The organism is Methylocaldum sp. GT1BB (assembly GCF_051027545.1).
GTDB lineage: Bacteria > Pseudomonadota > Gammaproteobacteria > Methylococcales > Methylococcaceae > Methylocaldum.
This window is the reverse complement of sequence record NZ_CP194902.1, coordinates 2,832,904-2,850,461: the sequence shown is the minus strand read 5'-3', so window position 1 is coordinate 2,850,461 and position 17,558 is coordinate 2,832,904. Positions and strand designations below refer to the sequence as shown.

Genomic DNA, 17,558 nt, shown 5'->3' with positions numbered 1-17,558 from the left:
TTAGCGCATAGCTGGCGGATACGTTTTCCGTGGCCGAATCATACCTTCGAAAATTGCGCTATGGTTCAAACACTTATCGGATGATCAATATCTGGCACAACCGTTGCTTAAAGATTATCGGCATATCTTATCCTCCCACTTCAACGAGTGTTGAGTTAACCCGGCTTCGGCCGGGTTTTTTATTGGGAATAAAAAAAGCCCCGTTTGTCGGGGCGGTTCGTCCGTGAACCTGGTTGGCGGCGCCATTCTGTCGCACCGCTACCCGCGCGGAAATGCGTATTAATGCGTATTCCGGGATATTACGGTTTGCCGTCCGGAGAATTTGGTCTACGCTGAATATGTCGCATCAATTCTTGTGATTGTCTTCGGCGACAACCCGGCTCGCACCCCGTAGCCGGGTTTTTTATGGGTCCATCGGCGGACGGGAACTCGTTTGTTTTAACCTTGATTCCAAAAACCGCCGTCCTTGCTCTTCGCCATCCTGGACGAGACGGGCGATATGTTCGGGGCAGCGATCGAGTTTGCTTTCGTAATTCAAGCTTTTCGCCAATTCGACCGACATCTCTATTCTCGGGATATGGTAGGGCGCGTCCGGATCGTCGGGGAACGATCGAGGAATCTTTATTGGTTCCTTGATATCGAATTCGGCCAAAAATTCGTCCTTGAACGCTCCTGCGACGATGAAATCGTTGATCCGCTCGATTTGGCGCAGACTGTGAAACAAGGATATGTTGCCCGTCAGTTCGTTATGGCGATCAAGAATGTCGTCCGGCGCGACCGGGATTTCATCGGCCGTGGTTGGATTGATCTTAATCACCCAGATTTCATTGGGGATGTTTCGAGCGCCGACGAACCGGGGATCGATCAAAGTAGAAATCGGCGGATTGTCGGAAAACAGCCCGTCCCAATAGGCCATTTCGCCAATCGACACCGCCGGGAAGATGCTGGGAACGCACGCCGAAGCGAGGAGATAGTCGATTTTGATCGGCTCGAGGTATGAACTGAACTTATGCAGTCGGCCGGTGAGCACATTGCAAGCGCCTATGATCAGAATCGGCGGCTCCGTTTGCTGACCCAGAGCGGCCAGTTTGTCTGCATCGATATGGGTTTCCAACAGCGTCCGAAGATCCGTGAATTCGTTCCGAATACCGAGAGTCGCAACCGAAAAGGAACTGCGCGCCACCGGAGACGAGGGGCTCACGTTGTACTGGGGCATCAGTCCCTTTCCCGTCAGATAAAGCGAGTGGATAACGGAATCATTGAAAAGGCGTTCCTGATACGTTTGGGCGGTATTGTCGTTCCAGAAATCCAAGACCCGCTTGCAAAAGGGTTTTTCGCCGTGTTTCAAGGCGTACCAAAGCATGAAACCGCAGATGGCACCGCCCGAGGTTCCGCTAATGCTGACGATGTTGAAATGATCTTGAACATTGTTTTCCGCAAGGGCTTTGAAGACGCCGGCCGTAAACGCGGTTTGGCTTCCGCCTCCCTGGCAGGCGATGGCAACTTTGGGTTTCATCGAGAAAAATCCTCCGAAAATGCGTTAAGCAGATGATGAGCAGGATTGTGATTTCGTCCTGATCCCCGGTTTACCAACGGCCGGCCGAGTGGTTTCGCCTTTCTACCTAACCGGATAGGTCGCCAACTGGCCCAGCCCAACCAAAACCATCACCCCGGCGATGCTCAACAATGCGACGCGGACCCGAAACTTACTGAAATGCGCGGCGATGCCCGTGAAGAACAGGGCGGCGGAAAAGATCACCGTTGTGAGTACATAGTCGTCGCCCTGCTGGTTGGCGGCTTGGGCCTGATCGGAAGCCGTTCCCGCTTCCTGTTCCAATTGAGCAGCCCGGTCGGAAAGTTCCTGGCGGTACTCCGGCAGGACGAAGGGCGAGCTGGGTGCGGCAGCATTTTCCAGCGGCCGGCTGGCCACCCAGGCTTCGAAGGCCGGCCTGAATTCGGGTCGAAAGCGTTGTTCGAAAAATCTCGCCCGTTCTTCGTCGCCGTCCTTATAGGCATTGAGCCACTCGATGAAAAGCTCCAGGTCGACGGATCGGTAAAGATAGGCGAACGTGGACATGCGGGTCGCTTGGACCCACCGTATGGAGGAAGTGTTGTAGTTGGTCGATTGAACGCCGCTCCAGCGTTTGGACTGGTAACCGGCCCACGACGAAGCCAGAGCCGCAACCGACAGCAGGATCGCGCTGGCGATGTCCAGCCAATATTCGTATGACATAGAAGCTTGATGCTGCGCCGTCCCCTCATCAGAGGACGCGGCCGTCTTGCCGGATTCGGTGCTGTCGTCCTTTGCCATCGTTCCTCCCTGTTGTTGGCCTCACGGCCCCTTACTTCTCCATACTCAGGCCGCCGTTATTCGGAGCGTTTCCTCGATCGGCAGTCTCGGCAAAGACCGAATGATCGCCCTCGAAATCCCCAGGATGGATTTCGCTGCCCACTCCGGCGAGAGAATGCGCTCGGGGCGTTACACGATCAATACAGGAAATTACGGGGGGGGAAGCACCGCTAACTCTCCTTCTTGGTTATGTTTATCGGGCGGAAAACCCGGTTTGGCCGGGTTTTTATCGGATGATTGATCAAAAGATCATGTCTTGTGACAAGCGACATCTAGCAAGATGCTTTGCACACAACTTTGCATCATTTGGCGCGAAGTTCTCTTTTTTATAAAAAAATCAACATAATACGTTTGCATATTGACTTGCACAAAAGTGTTCACCAATGTCGGACATCACTGTCGAAACCCATCGGGCAGGACCATTCACGTTTCGCGTCGGGGCCAAACTAGAAGCATTAAAAAGCTGTTGAATAGTAAAGAAATCAACCCACGACAGTACCAGGTACTGGAATATTTGGCGTCCCGTCCGAGCGGAATTAAGCTTTATGAACTTAAACGCAATCTTTGGTATCGCTCTATTTACCGCAATGTTTCTGCAGCTACGGAAAGCCGCGATTGGAAAAACCTGCTGGCGCAGGGGTTGGTGGAAAAAACCGAGCATGGAGTTGTTTCTCTGAAGCGCATGTAGGCCACGACCAAGCGGTCTGATTCCATTCGGCATTCGAGTGAACATTAATCGTAGGGTGGGTTAGCGCAGCGTAACCCACCGATTCGAGGTCGCTCGGTGGGTTACGGCCTTGCGGCCTAACCCACCCTACAAAAATTAATGCCTTATTGAAAGCGATTTGGGATCACCTCCTTGCCGGCGGCACATAACCGCGGCTCCCCCTTTTTGTGCCGGCTGGAACACCGGCAAAGGGACCGGATGGGATCAAGAAAGGACAATACGCATCTTTCAAGTCGCTTGGCACATGGCCGCCTCGTTCATTGGACCACATTCTTTTCAAACCTCGCTGCTCTAACCAAGTGCTAGGTTTGAAGACAGGTCCTTAGACAGGATCGAGACGTGGCACAGACCTTTACCTTTTGATAGACCCGTTGCATCAAGAATATCCTCGTCTTACATGCTTATTTCTTGATCACACTCCGAGCCATGAAGCAGCTCTCGCTCGTTCATTTCTGCTTCAACCCATTGAATTTCCTGCACAAGGCTTGTCAGAAGACCGTCCTCGGTCTGGGGTCTTAGCTCTTCGGGCAGAACATGCCAGGTGTAGGTTTCAATTTCCAGGTGCGGTTTTGAGTCCGACGTGTTCCTGAGAAAGTCGAACACCTTACCGATCTGATCACGGGTCGTTCCTAATGCTCCATTTCCGAACCCGCTGATTTGTAACGGGACATGGAAATGAATACGCCAAGGTGCATGCGTCGCCCAAGCGGAGTCATTCAATACGATGGGAAGATCCCTTGCACCTATTACCCGTCCATCGCCAAGTTGCGAACGTACTTGATGAAGGTACCGCGGCTCGGCAAAACCTTGTAAAACTTGCCGAACTTCCGGGTCCGACGGGTCGATGACCTCCAATGCGCTGGAAAGCTGAATTTTTCCGATTTCAATGCCTGCGTTTCGAAGTCGAGCCAATGACGCGGCAACATCTTCGAACATGACGGCTTGGTGGCAGACATCGAGGCATACGCCCAAGTACTCGCGAATCAGTTCGGGTTCCAGGCGTGCGCGCTGTGCCGCTTCCGGGAGATCGCGCTGAAAAAAAACAATGGCTTCATCGGTGGACTCCAGTGCAGCATCGGGCTCCATTTCCAGACACACGCGGATACGTTTGCCGCTGACTTCGTGCAGCCGTTCCAGTGCTGCTGCAAGTCTGCACAAAGTATCTGCCGCTTTTCGGGTTTGCTCGATCGTCCACCCATACCTGTATCCAAGGGGAACCGTCGATATGGTGGCCTCGCTTTGCCATTCCGGTAAGCATGCCGCGAGCAATTGGGCGAGATCGAGGGTGTAATCGTAACGTGCCGGTTCCGTCCAAGCGGGCAGGTAGACCCGTTCCTTGAGCGAGATCGAGTGAAATCCGCCGTATGGAAACCCGTTCAAGGTAAAGAGTTCGAGCCTGCATCGATTGAGAAGATCGATAAATTCGAGGCCCTGCCGGGATATTTCCCGCAACTCTGCCGCAACGCTTTGGCTGAGCCAGAGCCCGGTTCCCATGGATGCAATCCGGCGACGCTCGCGCACGCCATTGACCGAATAGCTGATTACGCGGCGAACCTCGTCGAAGGTTTCTCCCGGGTGAACGTTGGCGCAATAAGTGAGCTCATGGCGATGCCATTTGGGTCGAGATGCGTCACTCACTGCACGACCGGTAGTTGTCCGCGCAGCACCGAATTGTTCTCCCAGAGTCGGGTCTGGTCGATTTTGACAGGTCCCACTTCTTCTAGGGAAATGCGGCCACTCTGCGCATAAAAGTTGATTGGGTTGACGTACAGTACGTATTCGATCTGATCCTCGTTGAATCCGGCCTGACGCATGGCTTCGCCCGTCTTCGGCACCTTGAGCGGATCGCTCCGCCCCCAGTCAGCGGCACTGTTGACGACCATCTTTTCCAACCCGTATTTCTGCAACAGGGCCACCATGCGCTCCTCGCTCATTTTGGTGTGTGGATATACCGAGTGCCCGCGCCAGCAGCCGGTCTCCAAAACTAAAGGCAGCGTCTCCTCGTTCAGATGATCGATCAACACCATTTCTTCATCCATTTGCATCTCCCGAATGAGGGCAATGGTTCGCTCGGTGCCGCGTTTTTTGTCCCGATGGGGGGTGTGCACCAGCACCGGCAGGTTCAAGTCCTTGGCGATTTGCAATTGCTCGGCGAAGAATCGCTCTTCCCCGTCGGTCATGTCGTCGTAGCCGATCTCGCCTACGCCGACGACACCGTCCTTCTCGCAATAAAGCGGTATGAGTTTCATGACCTCTTCGGCTAGAGCCGTGTTGTTGGCTTCCTTCGGGTTCAGTCCGATAGTGCAATAATGCCGAATGCCGAACTGACTGGCCCGGAACCGCTCCCAACCGACGAGCGAGTCGAAGTAATCTATAAAAGTGCCCGGCTGGGTACGCGGTTGCCCCTGCCAGAAAGCGGGTTCCACTAAGGCCACGATGCCGGCGGCCGCCATGTTCTCGTAGTCGTCGGTGGTACGGGAAAGCATATGGATGTGAGGGTCGAAATAGCGCATGAAAAACTCCTGGACTTCAACTGATATCAACCACCTGCGGCGGCGCCTAGGACTTCCCGCACGTGCTCGTCCGTTTCGAGGCTAAACCGCTGATCGAGCGCGGCGCGCAGCTCCGGAAACCGCTTTAACGACTGCACCATGGCCTTCGCCGAGTAGTACCGATGCAGTGGATTCGGGTCGTCAAGATAACGACTTACAAACTCGACACCCTTCACTGAGGCATAGGGTAAAAGGGCCATCCAGATTTCCGGAGGCACGTCGCGATCGGCCGCCAACAGTTCGTCGACGTAGTCCTCGCACATGCGCGAGAGTTCGGAATTCACGCGTTGTCCGAGACCGTAGATCAAATCGGCGTTGAGGCGTACGAAGAGAGCCTTGAGCACCATCTGATTGAATTCCCGATCGGAATAATAGGCCGCGGGATAAGGATTCAGCAGTGCGATCGACGAAACCAGTACAAGGCTGTTGGCACGTCCGGCTTCCAGCGCCAGGGGCTTCAAGCGATCGGCGGAAGGAAACAGCGCCAGCCCTCTGACGATCGCGGCACGCTCGGATTCATCCCCTTGGCGAAAAAGGCTCGTTACCAGCGTCTCCGCCTGCTCCGGCTCCCGCTGCAAACATAGAAGAATCATGGCAATACGGCCTGCGTCGCCGCTTTCCCAGTGATCTATCGCGACCGGCCCGACTGAGCTAATCAAAGGCGAATATCCGGCGCCAAGCGGTTGGCGGCCAAGCTGCCGGCGGGCCTGGGTTGAACACCGGCCGAGATCGGGTGCCAGCGCTTTGCTGTTCTCGAGTTTAGTCAGCGCTTCCCGCAGCCAGTCATTCTGCTGGTCGGAGCAAACGTCGCCAATCGCGCTGACCAGGCTGTTCAACATCTCAGTCATTGATGAATCCGGTAAAAAGCCTGCCACGGGAGCGATCGATTCTTGTTTATGTAACCCTGATATGCCGGGCGAGCAGGCGGCTTGGCAAAACGAAGGATAACACCAGTACTCCACCCCACCAAGGTCCGCCGCAGAAAGCGAGCAGAGCGTCGAGCGGAATGATGCCCAGCACCAGGCTCTTGACGGAACGCTGCACGCTCTCCGGTGTCGGCTCGCGGTAGGTCGCTATCAGTTCCCGCAGAACGCTCCATAGAGCGAGCACCAAAAGGACCAAAGGCCAAGCGTGCGGCAGCGTTCCCGACATAACCAGACCGACAAGAAGCAGAGCGGCGCCGATGACTCCTACAATGCACTGCACGATAGGCCTTCGGGAGAATCCGGACGTCTCTATGGAACTGAGCCGAGTCAGGCTGATCACGTAAATCAGGATCACCAAGGGCACGGACAGCAGCGCGCCGTCGAGATCGACGATGGACAACCCGAGTACCCAGTTCAAATAGCGGCAGCCGCCCATCGCCAGGGCGCCGACGGCACTCCCTTTGGCCAAGCCGTCGTAGATAAAGATGAGCGCGGCCAGCGCGAGCGCCCAATACAACTGAGTCTCGCCGACCATCCCCGCGGAGACGACGCCTAACGCCAGGAGCAGCCCCCCCAGCAACCATGCCGTCGAAATCGGGACTCGACCGGAGGGGAGCGGTCGGAACGGACGATCGCGGCGATCTTCCTCGTAGTCGAAACAATCGTTGAAGACCATTCCGCCCGAATAAAGAAATGCCGAGGCCAGCATGAGAAGCAGCAAGCTTCCCCAGCGTATCTGCCCACCCGTTGCAATCAGATGGGCTGCCAGGCTGTTCGAAACGGCGGTAAAGGCGTTGGGAATGCGCACCAATTGCAAATAAGGCAGCCAGATTCTCTCGGCGATCACGGGTTTTCTCCCAACAGCGCAGTGAGATAAGCGAGCGCCCGGCTTCCCGCTTCCACGGGTTTATCGGGGTAGCTGTAGAGTTCGACGGTAATAAATCCCCCGTAGCCGATACCCCGCAAGGCGTGCAAGTAACGCTGGAAAGGCAGTTCGCCGTCGCCGGGAACTCGATGGAAATGTTTTCGGTCTTTGATGTCCTCGACGTGCACGTTCCAGATGCGTCCCTCCAGAGCGGAAACGGTTTCCTCGACAGGCTCGCCGTCAAGGAACGAGTGGCCGATATCGAGGTTGACGCCGAGCACAGGCGAACCCACGGCGCGGATCACGTCCAGCGCTTCGGAGGCCCGCTCGACCAGCAAGCCCGGTTCGTACTCGATGCCGATTCGAACGCCGTAATCGGCAGCCACGCCACAGATTCTGACTAGGCTTTCGACGAAATAGGCTATCGACCGCTCCGGTTCGCAGGCTGACGTCGGCCGGCCGGAGGTCACGCTCACACAGCGCGCGCCGACCTCTCTGGCCAGCCGGACAGCTTCGATGGTGTAGTTTTCGCGCCACCGCCGCAGCTTTTCGTCCGGGTTTGTGAGAGCCGGTTCGAACACGTTTTCCGGCGGCGAAGGCGAATAGTATCCATTGGCCGTATTCGCATTCAGATTGCTTACCCCCAGTCCCGTCTCGTTCAAGATCGCCTTTACTTCGTCCAACGCGCCGCGGTCGACCTGCCCCGGAAACCAGTGAGGACGATCGCAAAGTATCTCGACGCCGGCGAATCCCAGCGAGGCGATTTGCCGGAGTGATTCCGGCAAATCGAAGCGGGTAAAGGCGTTTGTGCTATACGCGAGCTGCATCTAAGTCCCCCAATCAAAACTTCCAGTCGGCCGCCAAAACGAAATTCCGGCCGGGTTCATTCAGACCCGATCCGTGAATGCGGTAGTCTTCGTCGGTCACGTTTTCCAGGGCCAGGCTCAGCTTGAGGTCGCGGTAGACTTGCCAGCCGCCGCGCAGCGTCAAAACCGTGTAGCCCGGCGTTCCTCCCGGAGGAATGCGCTGATTGTCGGCACGATCGGAAGAACTCAGCCGGTCCTGTTCCTCGGCGACCGTCACCACGCCTTCCGCCCATAACTTGCCGTCCGGATGATCCCATCGGAGCCCTACGTTGCCCATGGTCGGCATCAGCCGATCGATGTATTCCTCGGTCGGAGAAGAACTCGCCGACGGATATCCGTCGATACGCCCGTGCATCCAGGTGAATGCGCCGAACGCGGTGAACTGGGACAGAAACCGATAGCTCCCGGCGATTTCGACGCCGTGGATATATCCGTCTCCGGCATTGCTCTTGGTCACCTCTCGGCTTCCGTTCACGGTTCTGCCCGTGGGTTTTCGAACGATCATGTCTTCGACGTCGGTGTAAAAATAAGCAATCTGGCTCGAAAAGTTTTCGTGCTGGGTCTTGATGCCGAACTCGTAGGCGATGAAGTCTTCCGGCCTCAAATTTGGCGCCGGAGTCTCCAACTCCCCCGATCGGGCGATGTCGAAGCGGGTCAGGTCGGAAAGGTTCGGCGCGCGGAATCCTTGGGAGATGCCGCCGAACACGTGCCAATGTTCCGCATCGTCGACGTGGTAGGTGGCTCGGACAGTCCCGAGCACGTTGTCCCAGCTTCTTTCAAGCCGTGTCTGCCGGCCGGTCAGGGGGTGCTTGACGCGATCGGCGCCCGCTTCGATGTGGTTGTAACGGCCGCCTATGACCAAATCGAGCGAATCGATCAGCCTGATATCGTCCTGAACGAAGACCCCCAGCGTGTCGTAGCGCGCATCGTCGGCGACCGGGCCCTGAATTTCCTTCGATGTCAACCGCCCGGCGGCATTGTAGTTATTCTGATAGGAACGCACCTCGTCATGGTAGTACTCGACGCCGTATGTCCAAAACCCCACCGGGCTAAAACTGTCGAGCTGGGCGAAAAAGCCGGTGGTGCCCACGTCGAATCCGTTTCGCTCGCTGCGAAGATTGTTCCGGACCCGCAACTGGTCCTCGCTCTGGAGATGATAGGAAACGCTGACCCGAGCGCCGTCCACGAAAGAATCGAAATTCCTGCCATGGTACTGGAGATAGGTCAGCTCCCGATACTGATCCAAGGAGAGTTCCCGGTCGGTTCCGACTTGAGTGCCGGCGAAACTCTTGCCGAACGCGGTTCTGTGCGTACGCCACGCATTGTCCGGATCGACCCTCTGATGAGCCAGCACGAACTTGTGGTCTGGATTGAGGAAATACTCCAGCTTCAAATCGGCATCCTGCTCGTCGTAGCCGGTCATCGGCTGCTTGCCGGTAGGCTCGCCTGCCTCCAAATCTCCATAGCTCTTGATCGACGCGCCGGCCAGGAAGCCGATGCGCTGATCCCAACTGCCGCTGATTTCCGCCCGGCCGGTGTGGGAGTCCTCGGCATCGGCGAAACGATAATAGACTCGCCGGTCCCACAGAAAACCGTCGCCGTACTCATCGCGGCCGCGGGTCAAAGCATTGACGGTGCCGCCGACGGCATCGCTGCCGTAAAGCACGGAACTCGGCCCCTTGATGACTTCCAAGCTCCGGACGGTGAGCGGATCGACAGTGTTCCAGTATTGGTTGGGACCGTCGCGGAAGACCGAATTATTGAGCCGGATGCCGTCGATCAGGAACAGGGTCCGGAAACCCGTGAAGCCGCGCAGAAATGGCGAACCCTGGCCGTGGCCGGTCTTTTGCACCATAACCCCCGGCATCCCGCTAAGTGCTTCGGGCACCGTCCGTGACATGCGGCGGTTCTGAATATCCCCGTCGGTGACGCGCTCGGTGCTGTAAGGCAGATCGAAAGCGGGCTTATCGGTCCGGGTACCGGTGATCATGATCGGGGCAAATTCGAAGAACTCGGTTCCGGGCGATAGTGAGTCCCGCTTTGCCGTATCGGCACCGGCCGTAGATCCATTGATCAGGCTGATCGTCAGCAATGTGAAGGTAAAGGGATGCTTAGTCATTTTTTGTTGTCTTCTTGCACAAAAACCCCCGAAAACCGCCGACCCTTTCGCAAACCAGCAGCAACAGATAGCTCGCGCCCGCCAACCCCGCCAAAAGGGGGCGCAAGCGCATGGAAGCCGGCGATTCAGGACCGATTTCGCCGGTTGCCGGCCAAGGGCGAATCAATCCTTCCCGAGACCATCTATCCCCCGGCGCCTCGCCGTTTCCGGAAGAACCGGCCTCTTCCTCCGATTCATGCACGGCCGCTGTTTGCAAGCTCCGGTCCCCGGCTTTGAATACCGCGCGATAGATACCCGGCAGACTGACCGGCAGATCGCCCCGATAGCGGCCGGGAGCGATGCGATTCAGGGGAATCCGGTACGTGCCGCCCGAAGGCGTGGTGACGACGGACTCAACCGCCGGGTACTCGGCCCACTCGCTCTTATCGGAAGCCAAAGCTTCGAGTTCCAGCTCCAGACGGCCCGGACGGTCATGGATTTGGGCATGCAGCAAGGGACTGAGGGTGGCGGCACTGATCCAATCGATGAGACCGCCGAAAAAACGCCCCCAGTCGGACCACGCCAGCCAAGCCGGGGCCCACGCGTTCAAGCCCCCCGGAAAAACCGCGACCTTACCGCTGCCGGCCTGCCTGACCGCCAGCAGCGGATCGCCGTTCGGCGATTCCAGAAAGACCGTCGCTTCAGGTTGGGGGCTGGTGACCATATACCCGGACAAGACCGGCCAAGACACGACATCGGTAAAGAAAGGCAGCGTTTTTCGCGATTGGGGAGCGACGTTTCCCAATTCCGCCGCATCGCGGTATTTTTCCACTTCGCGCCGCATGAGCCGGGGAAGTTGGGCCAATTGCCGAACGTGCATGACCTTGCCGCGCCCCATACGGGCGAGCCGCTCGAGCGCGGGCATTGCGGCTTGGTTGCCCACTGCCAGAGCGATCACTTCGATATCGGCGTCCGCGAGTTTTTTCTCGATGCCGCCGAAATCGCTCTCCAGGAAGCGGCCGTCGCTGACCAGCACCAGGATGCGCCTTTCGGTCCCGTCGTGTGACAAACGTTCGACCCCGGATTCGAGGGCCGGCAGCAAGCGGGTGCCGCCGGAAGGCGTGAAGGCCAAAGTCCGTTCCAGCATTTTCGCCGGCTCCTCGTAAACGCCGAGAGGCAGGACCTCGTGAACGCCGGCGTCGAATACGGTGAGACCTACGCGGTCCCTCTCCCATAAACCCCGGACCGTTTCCAGCACGGCTCGACGGGCCATGCCCAAGCGGCTGACTCCGCCGCGGTCCTGGTCCATGCTGCCCGACTTGTCGAGCAGGAATAAAACCGATGCCGCCTGCTGGGTGTCCCGGCCTTCGGCCGTCACCGGCAAGATTTTCTCCAGGGCCGAATGGCGGTAAGCGCCTGCGCCGAAGCTGTTCGCACCGCCCAGCACCAGGAGCCCAAGCCCCGACCGACGCACGCCGTCGATCAAGGCCGACCAGGCATCCGGAACCATGTCGCCGATGGCCACGTCGTCCAAAACCACTGCGCCCCAGCTTTGCATGTCGAGCTCACGCCGGGGAAACTCCACCGGCGGGATGATCCGCACGACCCGCCCTATTCGCTGTAGACCGAGCGCGGCGGGCGGCGGGCGGTTTGCCGAGCTGACGTAAAGGATGGGCCGCGGGTCGACTGCATTGACCAGTGCGATACGTGCGTTATTGCGGGAATTCCGGTCCGTGCCGGATTCAAGTGAGAATTCGAGCCTGCATATGCCCGGTGGGCAGGGGTCGATCGGAATCTGGGCGACGTTTTCGCCCCGTCGCCCGAAATCGATTTCGATGCTTTCGCGATCCTGCCCGTTCACCCGCAAGGCCAGCCGCCCCGTCGTCGAGGGAGAGCCCGATGCGCGAATGATGACAGGAATCTTCTGCCCGGCATGAACGTAAGTCGGGTATTGGAGGTCCAGAATCGCGCCATCTCCAGGGTCGGCTTCACCGGATGGAATAAAGCCGTAGACCGGAATTCCCGATGCGGCGGCTATTTTCAGGGCATGTTCCGCTTGGCCACGGGTTTCACGCATGTCGCTGACCACCAGCAGGGCGGATGACCGATCGGGGCGAACCCGCCGGAGCGCGGCTCGCAAAGCCGTCTCGAGATCGGTGGCGCTACGGTCCAAGGGCAGCCGCCGCGGATAACTCGGTGACGACAGTAATTTCTCCCGCTCTTTCTGTCCGTCTATGGATGCGGAGTAATCGTCGACCGCTGCGGCGGCGAAACGGATGACATGGAGTTCCGCGCCCGGAGCTTCGGCGAGCTGTTGCGCCAACACCGGCCATGTCGTATCGAGTCCGTTCCCCATGCTCGCGGAGTCGTCCAGGAGAATGAAAAACTCTTCGATGGCGGTATTCCGGGATATCGTCGGATTGAACAGAGCCAGCAGCAAAAGGCCCAAAACGCCCAAGCGGGCGTACAGAGCGCGAGATAACGGGATATCACCGGTCATGGGCGTTCAAACCGGCTTGGCGAATTTTTCCGCCCGCCCGATGCATCGCCGCATATCCAGCACCAGCAGCCCAATCGCTCCGATGATCAGATAAGGACTCAGATCGACACCGGCTCCGCCTGAAATCCGATCCGGCGCAGCCATCGGTTCGGGCATCGGTAAGGGGGCTATCCGCGATTCGCCGCGCGAGCGCCGGGCCGCATGCACCCGGTCGAGACGCGCCTCCGGCAAGAGCCGTTCGATCAATCCGGCGATCAGCACGGGATATTCGGGCTGTTCCGCGAACGCCTGAAATTCCATGTCGAGGCGAACATCAATCTCACTGGGATTTTCGTTAGAGGCGATCAGCCACTCCGATCCCGCAGCGAGGAGCGCCTTGCCGGAATCCGGGCCAAACGCACCGGCGGGAAAAGCGCGTAGCCATCGGTGGTCGAGAAACACGTGTTTCAGTTCTCGCGCCCCGGATATCCACAGGACCGGTTTGCCGAGGGTGTGGGAACGCCCCGTTCGTTGAAAACGAAGCCGCGCCCGGCTCGCGCCGGCTTCGCCGTTTCCGCAGACGACGGCGAGATCGACATCGTTTCCGTCGCCCGATGGAAACGTCAGGGCGGGATGCACGCTCAAGGCCGTCGATAAGTGACGCCCGCAAGCGCCGAAAAGTCGTGCACGAACTCTTTGCGGATAAGCCAGGGCCAATTCGTCGTCGTAAGCGAGCGCATCGGCCGGTTTGCTGCGCGCGATGAGCGGACTGTCGACCGGGTCCGGCAGATCGAATGCAAGCGTTTCGGTGCCTCCGCTCGATACGACCACCGACCAGCTTCGAAGCATACGTTCGCCCACGTAAAGCTCGATCGTCCGCCGGGCTTCCGCATCGCCCGTGTTCGCCAATTCCAGAACGCCGTTCAATCCGTTCTCGCTCTTGAGCGACGGCCGCAGAGCGAGAGCGGTGAGCGCCAGGTTGTCGCGCGCCCTGCCAACTTGCACGATACGACTCAATTGCGCGGTATCCGCCCAGCGATTTACATCGGAATCAGCCCCGTCGGTGACCAGCCAATGAACGGCGTCGGGACTCATTTCCATCGCCAGAGGCATCTGGACACCCGGTCCGGGATCTTGAAACCAACTGTCGACTTCCCCTTCCCAGCGATTCGCGGATAAGGAATCAAAACGGACGGAACGGCCGGGATACGTCAACGAATGAATGACCGCCCGGAAGGGAGACAAGTCTTCCAGGGCTTCGCGCAAAACCTGCAAGGCCATCTCGTGGCGCTTCGCTTCACCCTCGTCGACCAGCATGCTTACGGAGTCGTCCAGCCAGATTTCGATAGAGCGCGAATCGGTCCAGCGGGCTCCGGCCTCGGCGAGAATCAGCAGGGCGAGGATCAGAGCACGGCGGCGCCACGCCGGATCGGCGGAACTCCAGCGGCTTCCCGTTGTTTCTTCGGATGCCGCAAATCGCCACAGAAAAACGGCGGACACCGCAAGTTCTCCGCGTCTGGCCCGCAGTTTGTGCAAAGCCCAAACCAGCGGCAGAACGACGAGGCCCCAGAGCCAGCCGGGCGAGGACCACTCAATCATTCGAGGCCTCGAGTTTTCCGATGTGATCGATCAGCCATCGGTCCCAGGTCCGCGAGGTCTCGCACGAACTGAACGGTATGCCGCGTCGGCGGCAATACGCGTCCGACGATCCTCTAAACCGGTTTAAGCTAGTTTGGGCGGCGGCTCGGCCGGATTCCGAAGCATCGACGGGCAGACCGACGCCGTTTTCGACGTCCCGGATAAGCGTCGGCCCGGTCCGATGCAGCGTGCATTCCTCGGCCGAGAGCGTCTGCACGACCTGCACTTCGTGGCCGCGCCGCAGCAGAAGGTCCAAGGCGGGCCGCATGCCGTCCTCGGTCAACAAGTCGCTGATCACCAACACGGACGCGTCGGCGCGCAGGGCGGGGATACAGGCGGCCAGGTTCGAGCCGCCCCCCTCCTCGCTGGGTCGGCAGTGACGCACGGCGTCCAGCAGCCGAGTGTATTGTTCCCGCCCGCTTCCGGACGCGCACAGCGTATCGATTCCGCCGCTGAAGACGATCAGACCGACCCGGTTGCCCGCGTGGAGCAGTACATAGGCGAAAGCTGCCGTCAGATGCGAGGCCAGCGCCCACTTGCCGCTTTCCGGCAAACGCATGGACGCGCTGCGATCCAGGCAGATGAACCACCGTGTCGACAATTCGCTTCCGAATTGCTTCACCTGGAGATGCCTGGCGCGCGCCGAAGCGCGCCAATCGAGGGCTCGCAGATCGTCGCCGGCCCGATAGTCGCGATAACCCAGAAAATCATTGCCGGATGCGGTGGGGCCACGCCTTGGACGACGTCCGGGCAGAGCCGCCGCCCGGCCGCGGAACAGATGTCCGGCTACGGATGCAAGTCTGCGGAGGGTCGGCTCATCGATAAAGCATTCCTCTAGATCGAACGTCGCCATGAGCCGATCACTCTCTCCAGTGCAGAGTCGATCGCGATACCGTCCATTTCGCTTTCGATGTTGAGGAGTACGCGGTGCCGCAAAGCCGGCAGCGCTACGCCGGCGATATCGTCCGCAGCCACGTGCCCGCGTCCGCTTTGCAAAGCTCGGACGCGCGCGGCCCGCAAGAGAGCCTGCAAGCCCCGCGGACTCGCGCCGTAACGAAAATGACGGCGCGCCTCCTCGCTGCCCGCACCGTGCTCGGGATGAGTGGCGAGTACCAAGGAAACCGCCGCCCGCTTCATCTCGTCGGCGATCACGACTTCGCGGCACAAGGCCATCATCTCGCTGATCCGCTGAAGCGAGATCACGGCGTTCATGTTTTCGGTGGGTTCTTCGTCCAGGGAGATGTCGATCAGTCTGAGCATCGCGTCCACCGCCGGGTACCCCACGGACAACTTGAACAGAAACCGATCGGTTTGCGCCTCGGGAAGAGGAAAGGTCCCTTCGATCTCGATCGGGTTTTGGGTGGCGATGAGCCAGAACGGATCGGGTAGAGGATGGCTTCTGCCGGCGGCGGTCACTTGCCGCTCCTGCATGGCTTCCAGCAGAGCCGCCTGCGTTTTCGGAGTCGCACGATTGATCTCGTCGACCAGTACCATGGGCGCGAAGATCGGCCCCGGCCGGAACTCCAGACGGTGTTCGCGATCATCCTCGGCTCTCAGCAGAACTTCGCTCCCGGTGATATCGGCGGGCATCAGATCGGGCGTGCACTGCACCCGCGACATGGCAACCCCGATACAGCAGGCCAGCCCCTTGGCCAGATGGGTCTTGCCGAGGCCGGGATAGCCTTCGAGCAGAATGTGTCCGCCCGCCAGCATCGCGCTGACCATATCCCGGATCAGTGCTTCCTGGCCCACGATGACCCGGGCCAGGGATTCGCACAGCCGATTCATATCATCCCGGAAATGCTTGATTGCCGTTCCGATATCCGGGTCCGCACGACGGGAAGTCGATAGCGCCATGGTGTCAATCCGAGTGTTTCGTCAAAAATTGAAAGTAGCGGTCCGAATAGCGGCGCATGGCCGGAGACAAGGGAACGAATGCTCGCGATTCTCCGTGTCTGGACGCCCCGGACGGCGGTGCGAGCTCCCCCGATGCCGGCCGCGTTACCGAACTGTGCTTCAGCGCCCGGCGCCGGTTCGAAGCGTGTTCGCCTTTGCCCCGTTCGAGGTCGGTCCAACGAAGCGTGAGTTCCGCTTGCTCCGTGCTACGGCCGTAGGTTCTCGAAAAATCCGAGCCCTCGCCCGCCGCAGAGGTTTTTTGAGCGGCCCGATCATCGGGCGATACGTGATCCGATGTCGTCGACTGCCCGCCGGATCGATCCGGCGGCGGCATGTACCTTATGGGCTGTCGTCCCCCGGTTTCCTGTCCCGAGTTTTTCGCACTCGCGGCGTTCCGAATCGGCGTTTCGCTCGTATGGGATTTCGGCGGCTGCGCTAGTCGAGGATTTCGCTCCGTTTCCTCACGAAGACTGCTCGCCGCAACGAATTGCGAAACCTTGGAGTGGGTATCGGGATTTTCGGAAAACGAAATCGGCTTTTCCGGCGTGAATTGTCCGACTTGTTCAAGGGGCGTCCTCCCATCGGGCGCAACCGGAAATGTTCGGTCCGCGCCCCCGGAAAACAGCACGAAAAAGCCGCCCAGCCCCAGTCCGAGCGGTATCCAGGCATTGGACCAGCGCTCGAGGCGGGGCAGTCGCTCGGGATGTTGTTTCCAGGAGGCGGCGGACAATTCAGCTTGCTCGAGCACATAAAACCTCATGCGGCTCCGGTCGACGGAATCCTGGAGCGCAAGATCGAGGCTCGTAATGAACAGGTTCTTGCCGTCGAATGTTTCGTCCAGTCGTTTTGCGGCTTTCCGATAATCGGAACGGGAAAAGCACATGAAAAACACGGGAGGAAACAGTACGGGCAGTAACGAAATCGCAAACGTCGCAGAAAGCGGCAGCGGACGTAGCCCGAGATGAACGGCCCCTGCCAGAGCCATAAGCACAGCGGAACACCATGACCCGATTCGGAACAGATTCCACGCGCCGCACCACCGAAGCCGCGCAGCTGTTGTCTTAAGCAGCGCGGAAAGGTTCGGGCAATCGACTAGTGCATTTTCGGATTCGGCGTAGCGGAGCCCAAATGTAGGTCGGCAATCCTTTGCCGACAAAGCCC

Annotated in this window: 14 protein-coding genes; 1 reads left to right on the top strand and 13 read right to left on the bottom strand. The window is 58.9% G+C overall.

The window, feature by feature from the left end; genetic code table 11:
* Positions 1-403: 403 nt before the first annotated feature.
* Complete coding sequence (locus tag ACR2TX_RS14085) at positions 404-1,516, bottom strand: patatin-like phospholipase family protein (RefSeq protein WP_077729016.1); 1,113 nt, start codon at positions 1,514-1,516, stop codon at positions 404-406.
* A gap of 102 nt (positions 1,517-1,618) precedes the next feature.
* Positions 1,619-2,311: a hypothetical protein gene (locus ACR2TX_RS14080; RefSeq protein ID WP_077729015.1), complete on the bottom strand. Its 693-nt coding sequence runs from the start codon at positions 2,309-2,311 to the stop codon at positions 1,619-1,621.
* A gap of 505 nt (positions 2,312-2,816) precedes the next feature.
* On the opposite strand from ACR2TX_RS14080, the gene ACR2TX_RS14075 reads away from it, so the two are divergent.
* Positions 2,817-3,038 (top strand): hypothetical protein, encoded by a 222-nt coding sequence (locus ACR2TX_RS14075; RefSeq protein WP_434129885.1) that lies wholly within the window; start codon positions 2,817-2,819, stop codon positions 3,036-3,038.
* A 432-nt stretch (positions 3,039-3,470) separates the two neighbouring features.
* Here the strand turns inward: ACR2TX_RS14075 and eboE are convergent, their stop codons facing one another.
* The 11 genes from eboE to ACR2TX_RS14020 are packed head-to-tail and all read right to left on the bottom strand — an operon-like array spanning position 3,471 to position 17,382.
* Positions 3,471-4,715 carry a metabolite traffic protein EboE gene (eboE, locus tag ACR2TX_RS14070; protein ID WP_434129883.1) on the bottom strand — a complete coding sequence of 415 codons (1,245 nt, stop codon included), beginning with the start codon at positions 4,713-4,715 and terminating at the stop codon, positions 3,471-3,473.
* The gene (locus tag ACR2TX_RS14065) at positions 4,712-5,590 is read right to left on the bottom strand and encodes a TatD family hydrolase (protein ID WP_347257728.1); all 879 of its coding nucleotides are present in this window, start codon (positions 5,588-5,590) and stop codon (positions 4,712-4,714) included. Before ACR2TX_RS14065 ends, eboE begins: the two co-directional genes overlap by 4 nt.
* 26 nt (positions 5,591-5,616) lie before the next feature.
* The gene (locus ACR2TX_RS14060; protein WP_434129881.1) at positions 5,617-6,477 is read right to left on the bottom strand and encodes an EboA domain-containing protein; all 861 of its coding nucleotides are present in this window, start codon (positions 6,475-6,477) and stop codon (positions 5,617-5,619) included.
* A gap of 46 nt (positions 6,478-6,523) precedes the next feature.
* Positions 6,524-7,402, bottom strand: a complete 879-nt coding sequence (locus ACR2TX_RS14055) for a UbiA family prenyltransferase (RefSeq protein WP_156879311.1) — start codon at positions 7,400-7,402, stop codon at positions 6,524-6,526.
* Complete coding sequence (locus tag ACR2TX_RS14050) at positions 7,399-8,247, bottom strand: sugar phosphate isomerase/epimerase family protein (protein ID WP_086135355.1); 849 nt, start codon at positions 8,245-8,247, stop codon at positions 7,399-7,401. The genes ACR2TX_RS14055 and ACR2TX_RS14050 overlap by 4 nt, the downstream gene beginning before the upstream one ends.
* Positions 8,248-8,260: 13 nt before the next feature.
* Positions 8,261-10,405: a TonB-dependent receptor gene (locus ACR2TX_RS14045; protein ID WP_133718204.1), complete on the bottom strand. Its 2,145-nt coding sequence runs from the start codon at positions 10,403-10,405 to the stop codon at positions 8,261-8,263.
* Positions 10,398-12,884 (bottom strand): VWA domain-containing protein, encoded by a 2,487-nt coding sequence (locus ACR2TX_RS14040; RefSeq protein WP_434129878.1) that lies wholly within the window; start codon positions 12,882-12,884, stop codon positions 10,398-10,400. The genes ACR2TX_RS14045 and ACR2TX_RS14040 overlap by 8 nt, the downstream gene beginning before the upstream one ends.
* 6 nt (positions 12,885-12,890) lie before the next feature.
* Entirely contained in the window at positions 12,891-14,462 is a 1,572-nt protein-coding gene (locus tag ACR2TX_RS14035) for a BatA domain-containing protein (protein ID WP_434129876.1), read from the bottom strand.
* A complete protein-coding gene (locus ACR2TX_RS14030) occupies positions 14,455-15,354 on the bottom strand; it encodes a DUF58 domain-containing protein (protein ID WP_434129874.1) in 900 nt (299 codons plus the stop codon). The genes ACR2TX_RS14035 and ACR2TX_RS14030 overlap by 8 nt, the downstream gene beginning before the upstream one ends.
* Positions 15,336-16,358 carry an AAA family ATPase gene (locus ACR2TX_RS14025; protein ID WP_434129872.1) on the bottom strand — a complete coding sequence of 341 codons (1,023 nt, stop codon included), beginning with the start codon at positions 16,356-16,358 and terminating at the stop codon, positions 15,336-15,338. Before ACR2TX_RS14025 ends, ACR2TX_RS14030 begins: the two co-directional genes overlap by 19 nt.
* A gap of 4 nt (positions 16,359-16,362) precedes the next feature.
* A complete protein-coding gene (locus ACR2TX_RS14020; protein WP_434129870.1) occupies positions 16,363-17,382 on the bottom strand; it encodes a hypothetical protein in 1,020 nt (339 codons plus the stop codon).
* Positions 17,383-17,558: the final 176 nt, after the last annotated feature.

Coding starts and splice junctions, on each gene's coding strand:
- ACR2TX_RS14020 (WP_434129870.1), bottom strand. CDS start 17,382: ATGGCTCTGGCAGGGGCCGTTCATCTCGGGCTACGTCCGCTGCCGCTT.
- ACR2TX_RS14060 (WP_434129881.1), bottom strand. CDS start 6,477: ATGACTGAGATGTTGAACAGCCTGGTCAGCGCGATTGGCGACGTTTGC.
- ACR2TX_RS14065 (WP_347257728.1), bottom strand. CDS start 5,590: ATGCGCTATTTCGACCCTCACATCCATATGCTTTCCCGTACCACCGAC.
- ACR2TX_RS14050 (WP_086135355.1), bottom strand. CDS start 8,247: ATGCAGCTCGCGTATAGCACAAACGCCTTTACCCGCTTCGATTTGCCG.
- ACR2TX_RS14045 (WP_133718204.1), bottom strand. CDS start 10,405: ATGACTAAGCATCCCTTTACCTTCACATTGCTGACGATCAGCCTGATC.
- ACR2TX_RS14085 (WP_077729016.1), bottom strand. CDS start 1,516: ATGAAACCCAAAGTTGCCATCGCCTGCCAGGGAGGCGGAAGCCAAACC.
- ACR2TX_RS14035 (WP_434129876.1), bottom strand. CDS start 14,462: ATGATTGAGTGGTCCTCGCCCGGCTGGCTCTGGGGCCTCGTCGTTCTG.
- ACR2TX_RS14080 (WP_077729015.1), bottom strand. CDS start 2,311: ATGGCAAAGGACGACAGCACCGAATCCGGCAAGACGGCCGCGTCCTCT.
- ACR2TX_RS14025 (WP_434129872.1), bottom strand. CDS start 16,358: ATGGCGCTATCGACTTCCCGTCGTGCGGACCCGGATATCGGAACGGCA.
- ACR2TX_RS14030 (WP_434129874.1), bottom strand. CDS start 15,354: ATGGCGACGTTCGATCTAGAGGAATGCTTTATCGATGAGCCGACCCTC.
- ACR2TX_RS14040 (WP_434129878.1), bottom strand. CDS start 12,884: ATGACCGGTGATATCCCGTTATCTCGCGCTCTGTACGCCCGCTTGGGC.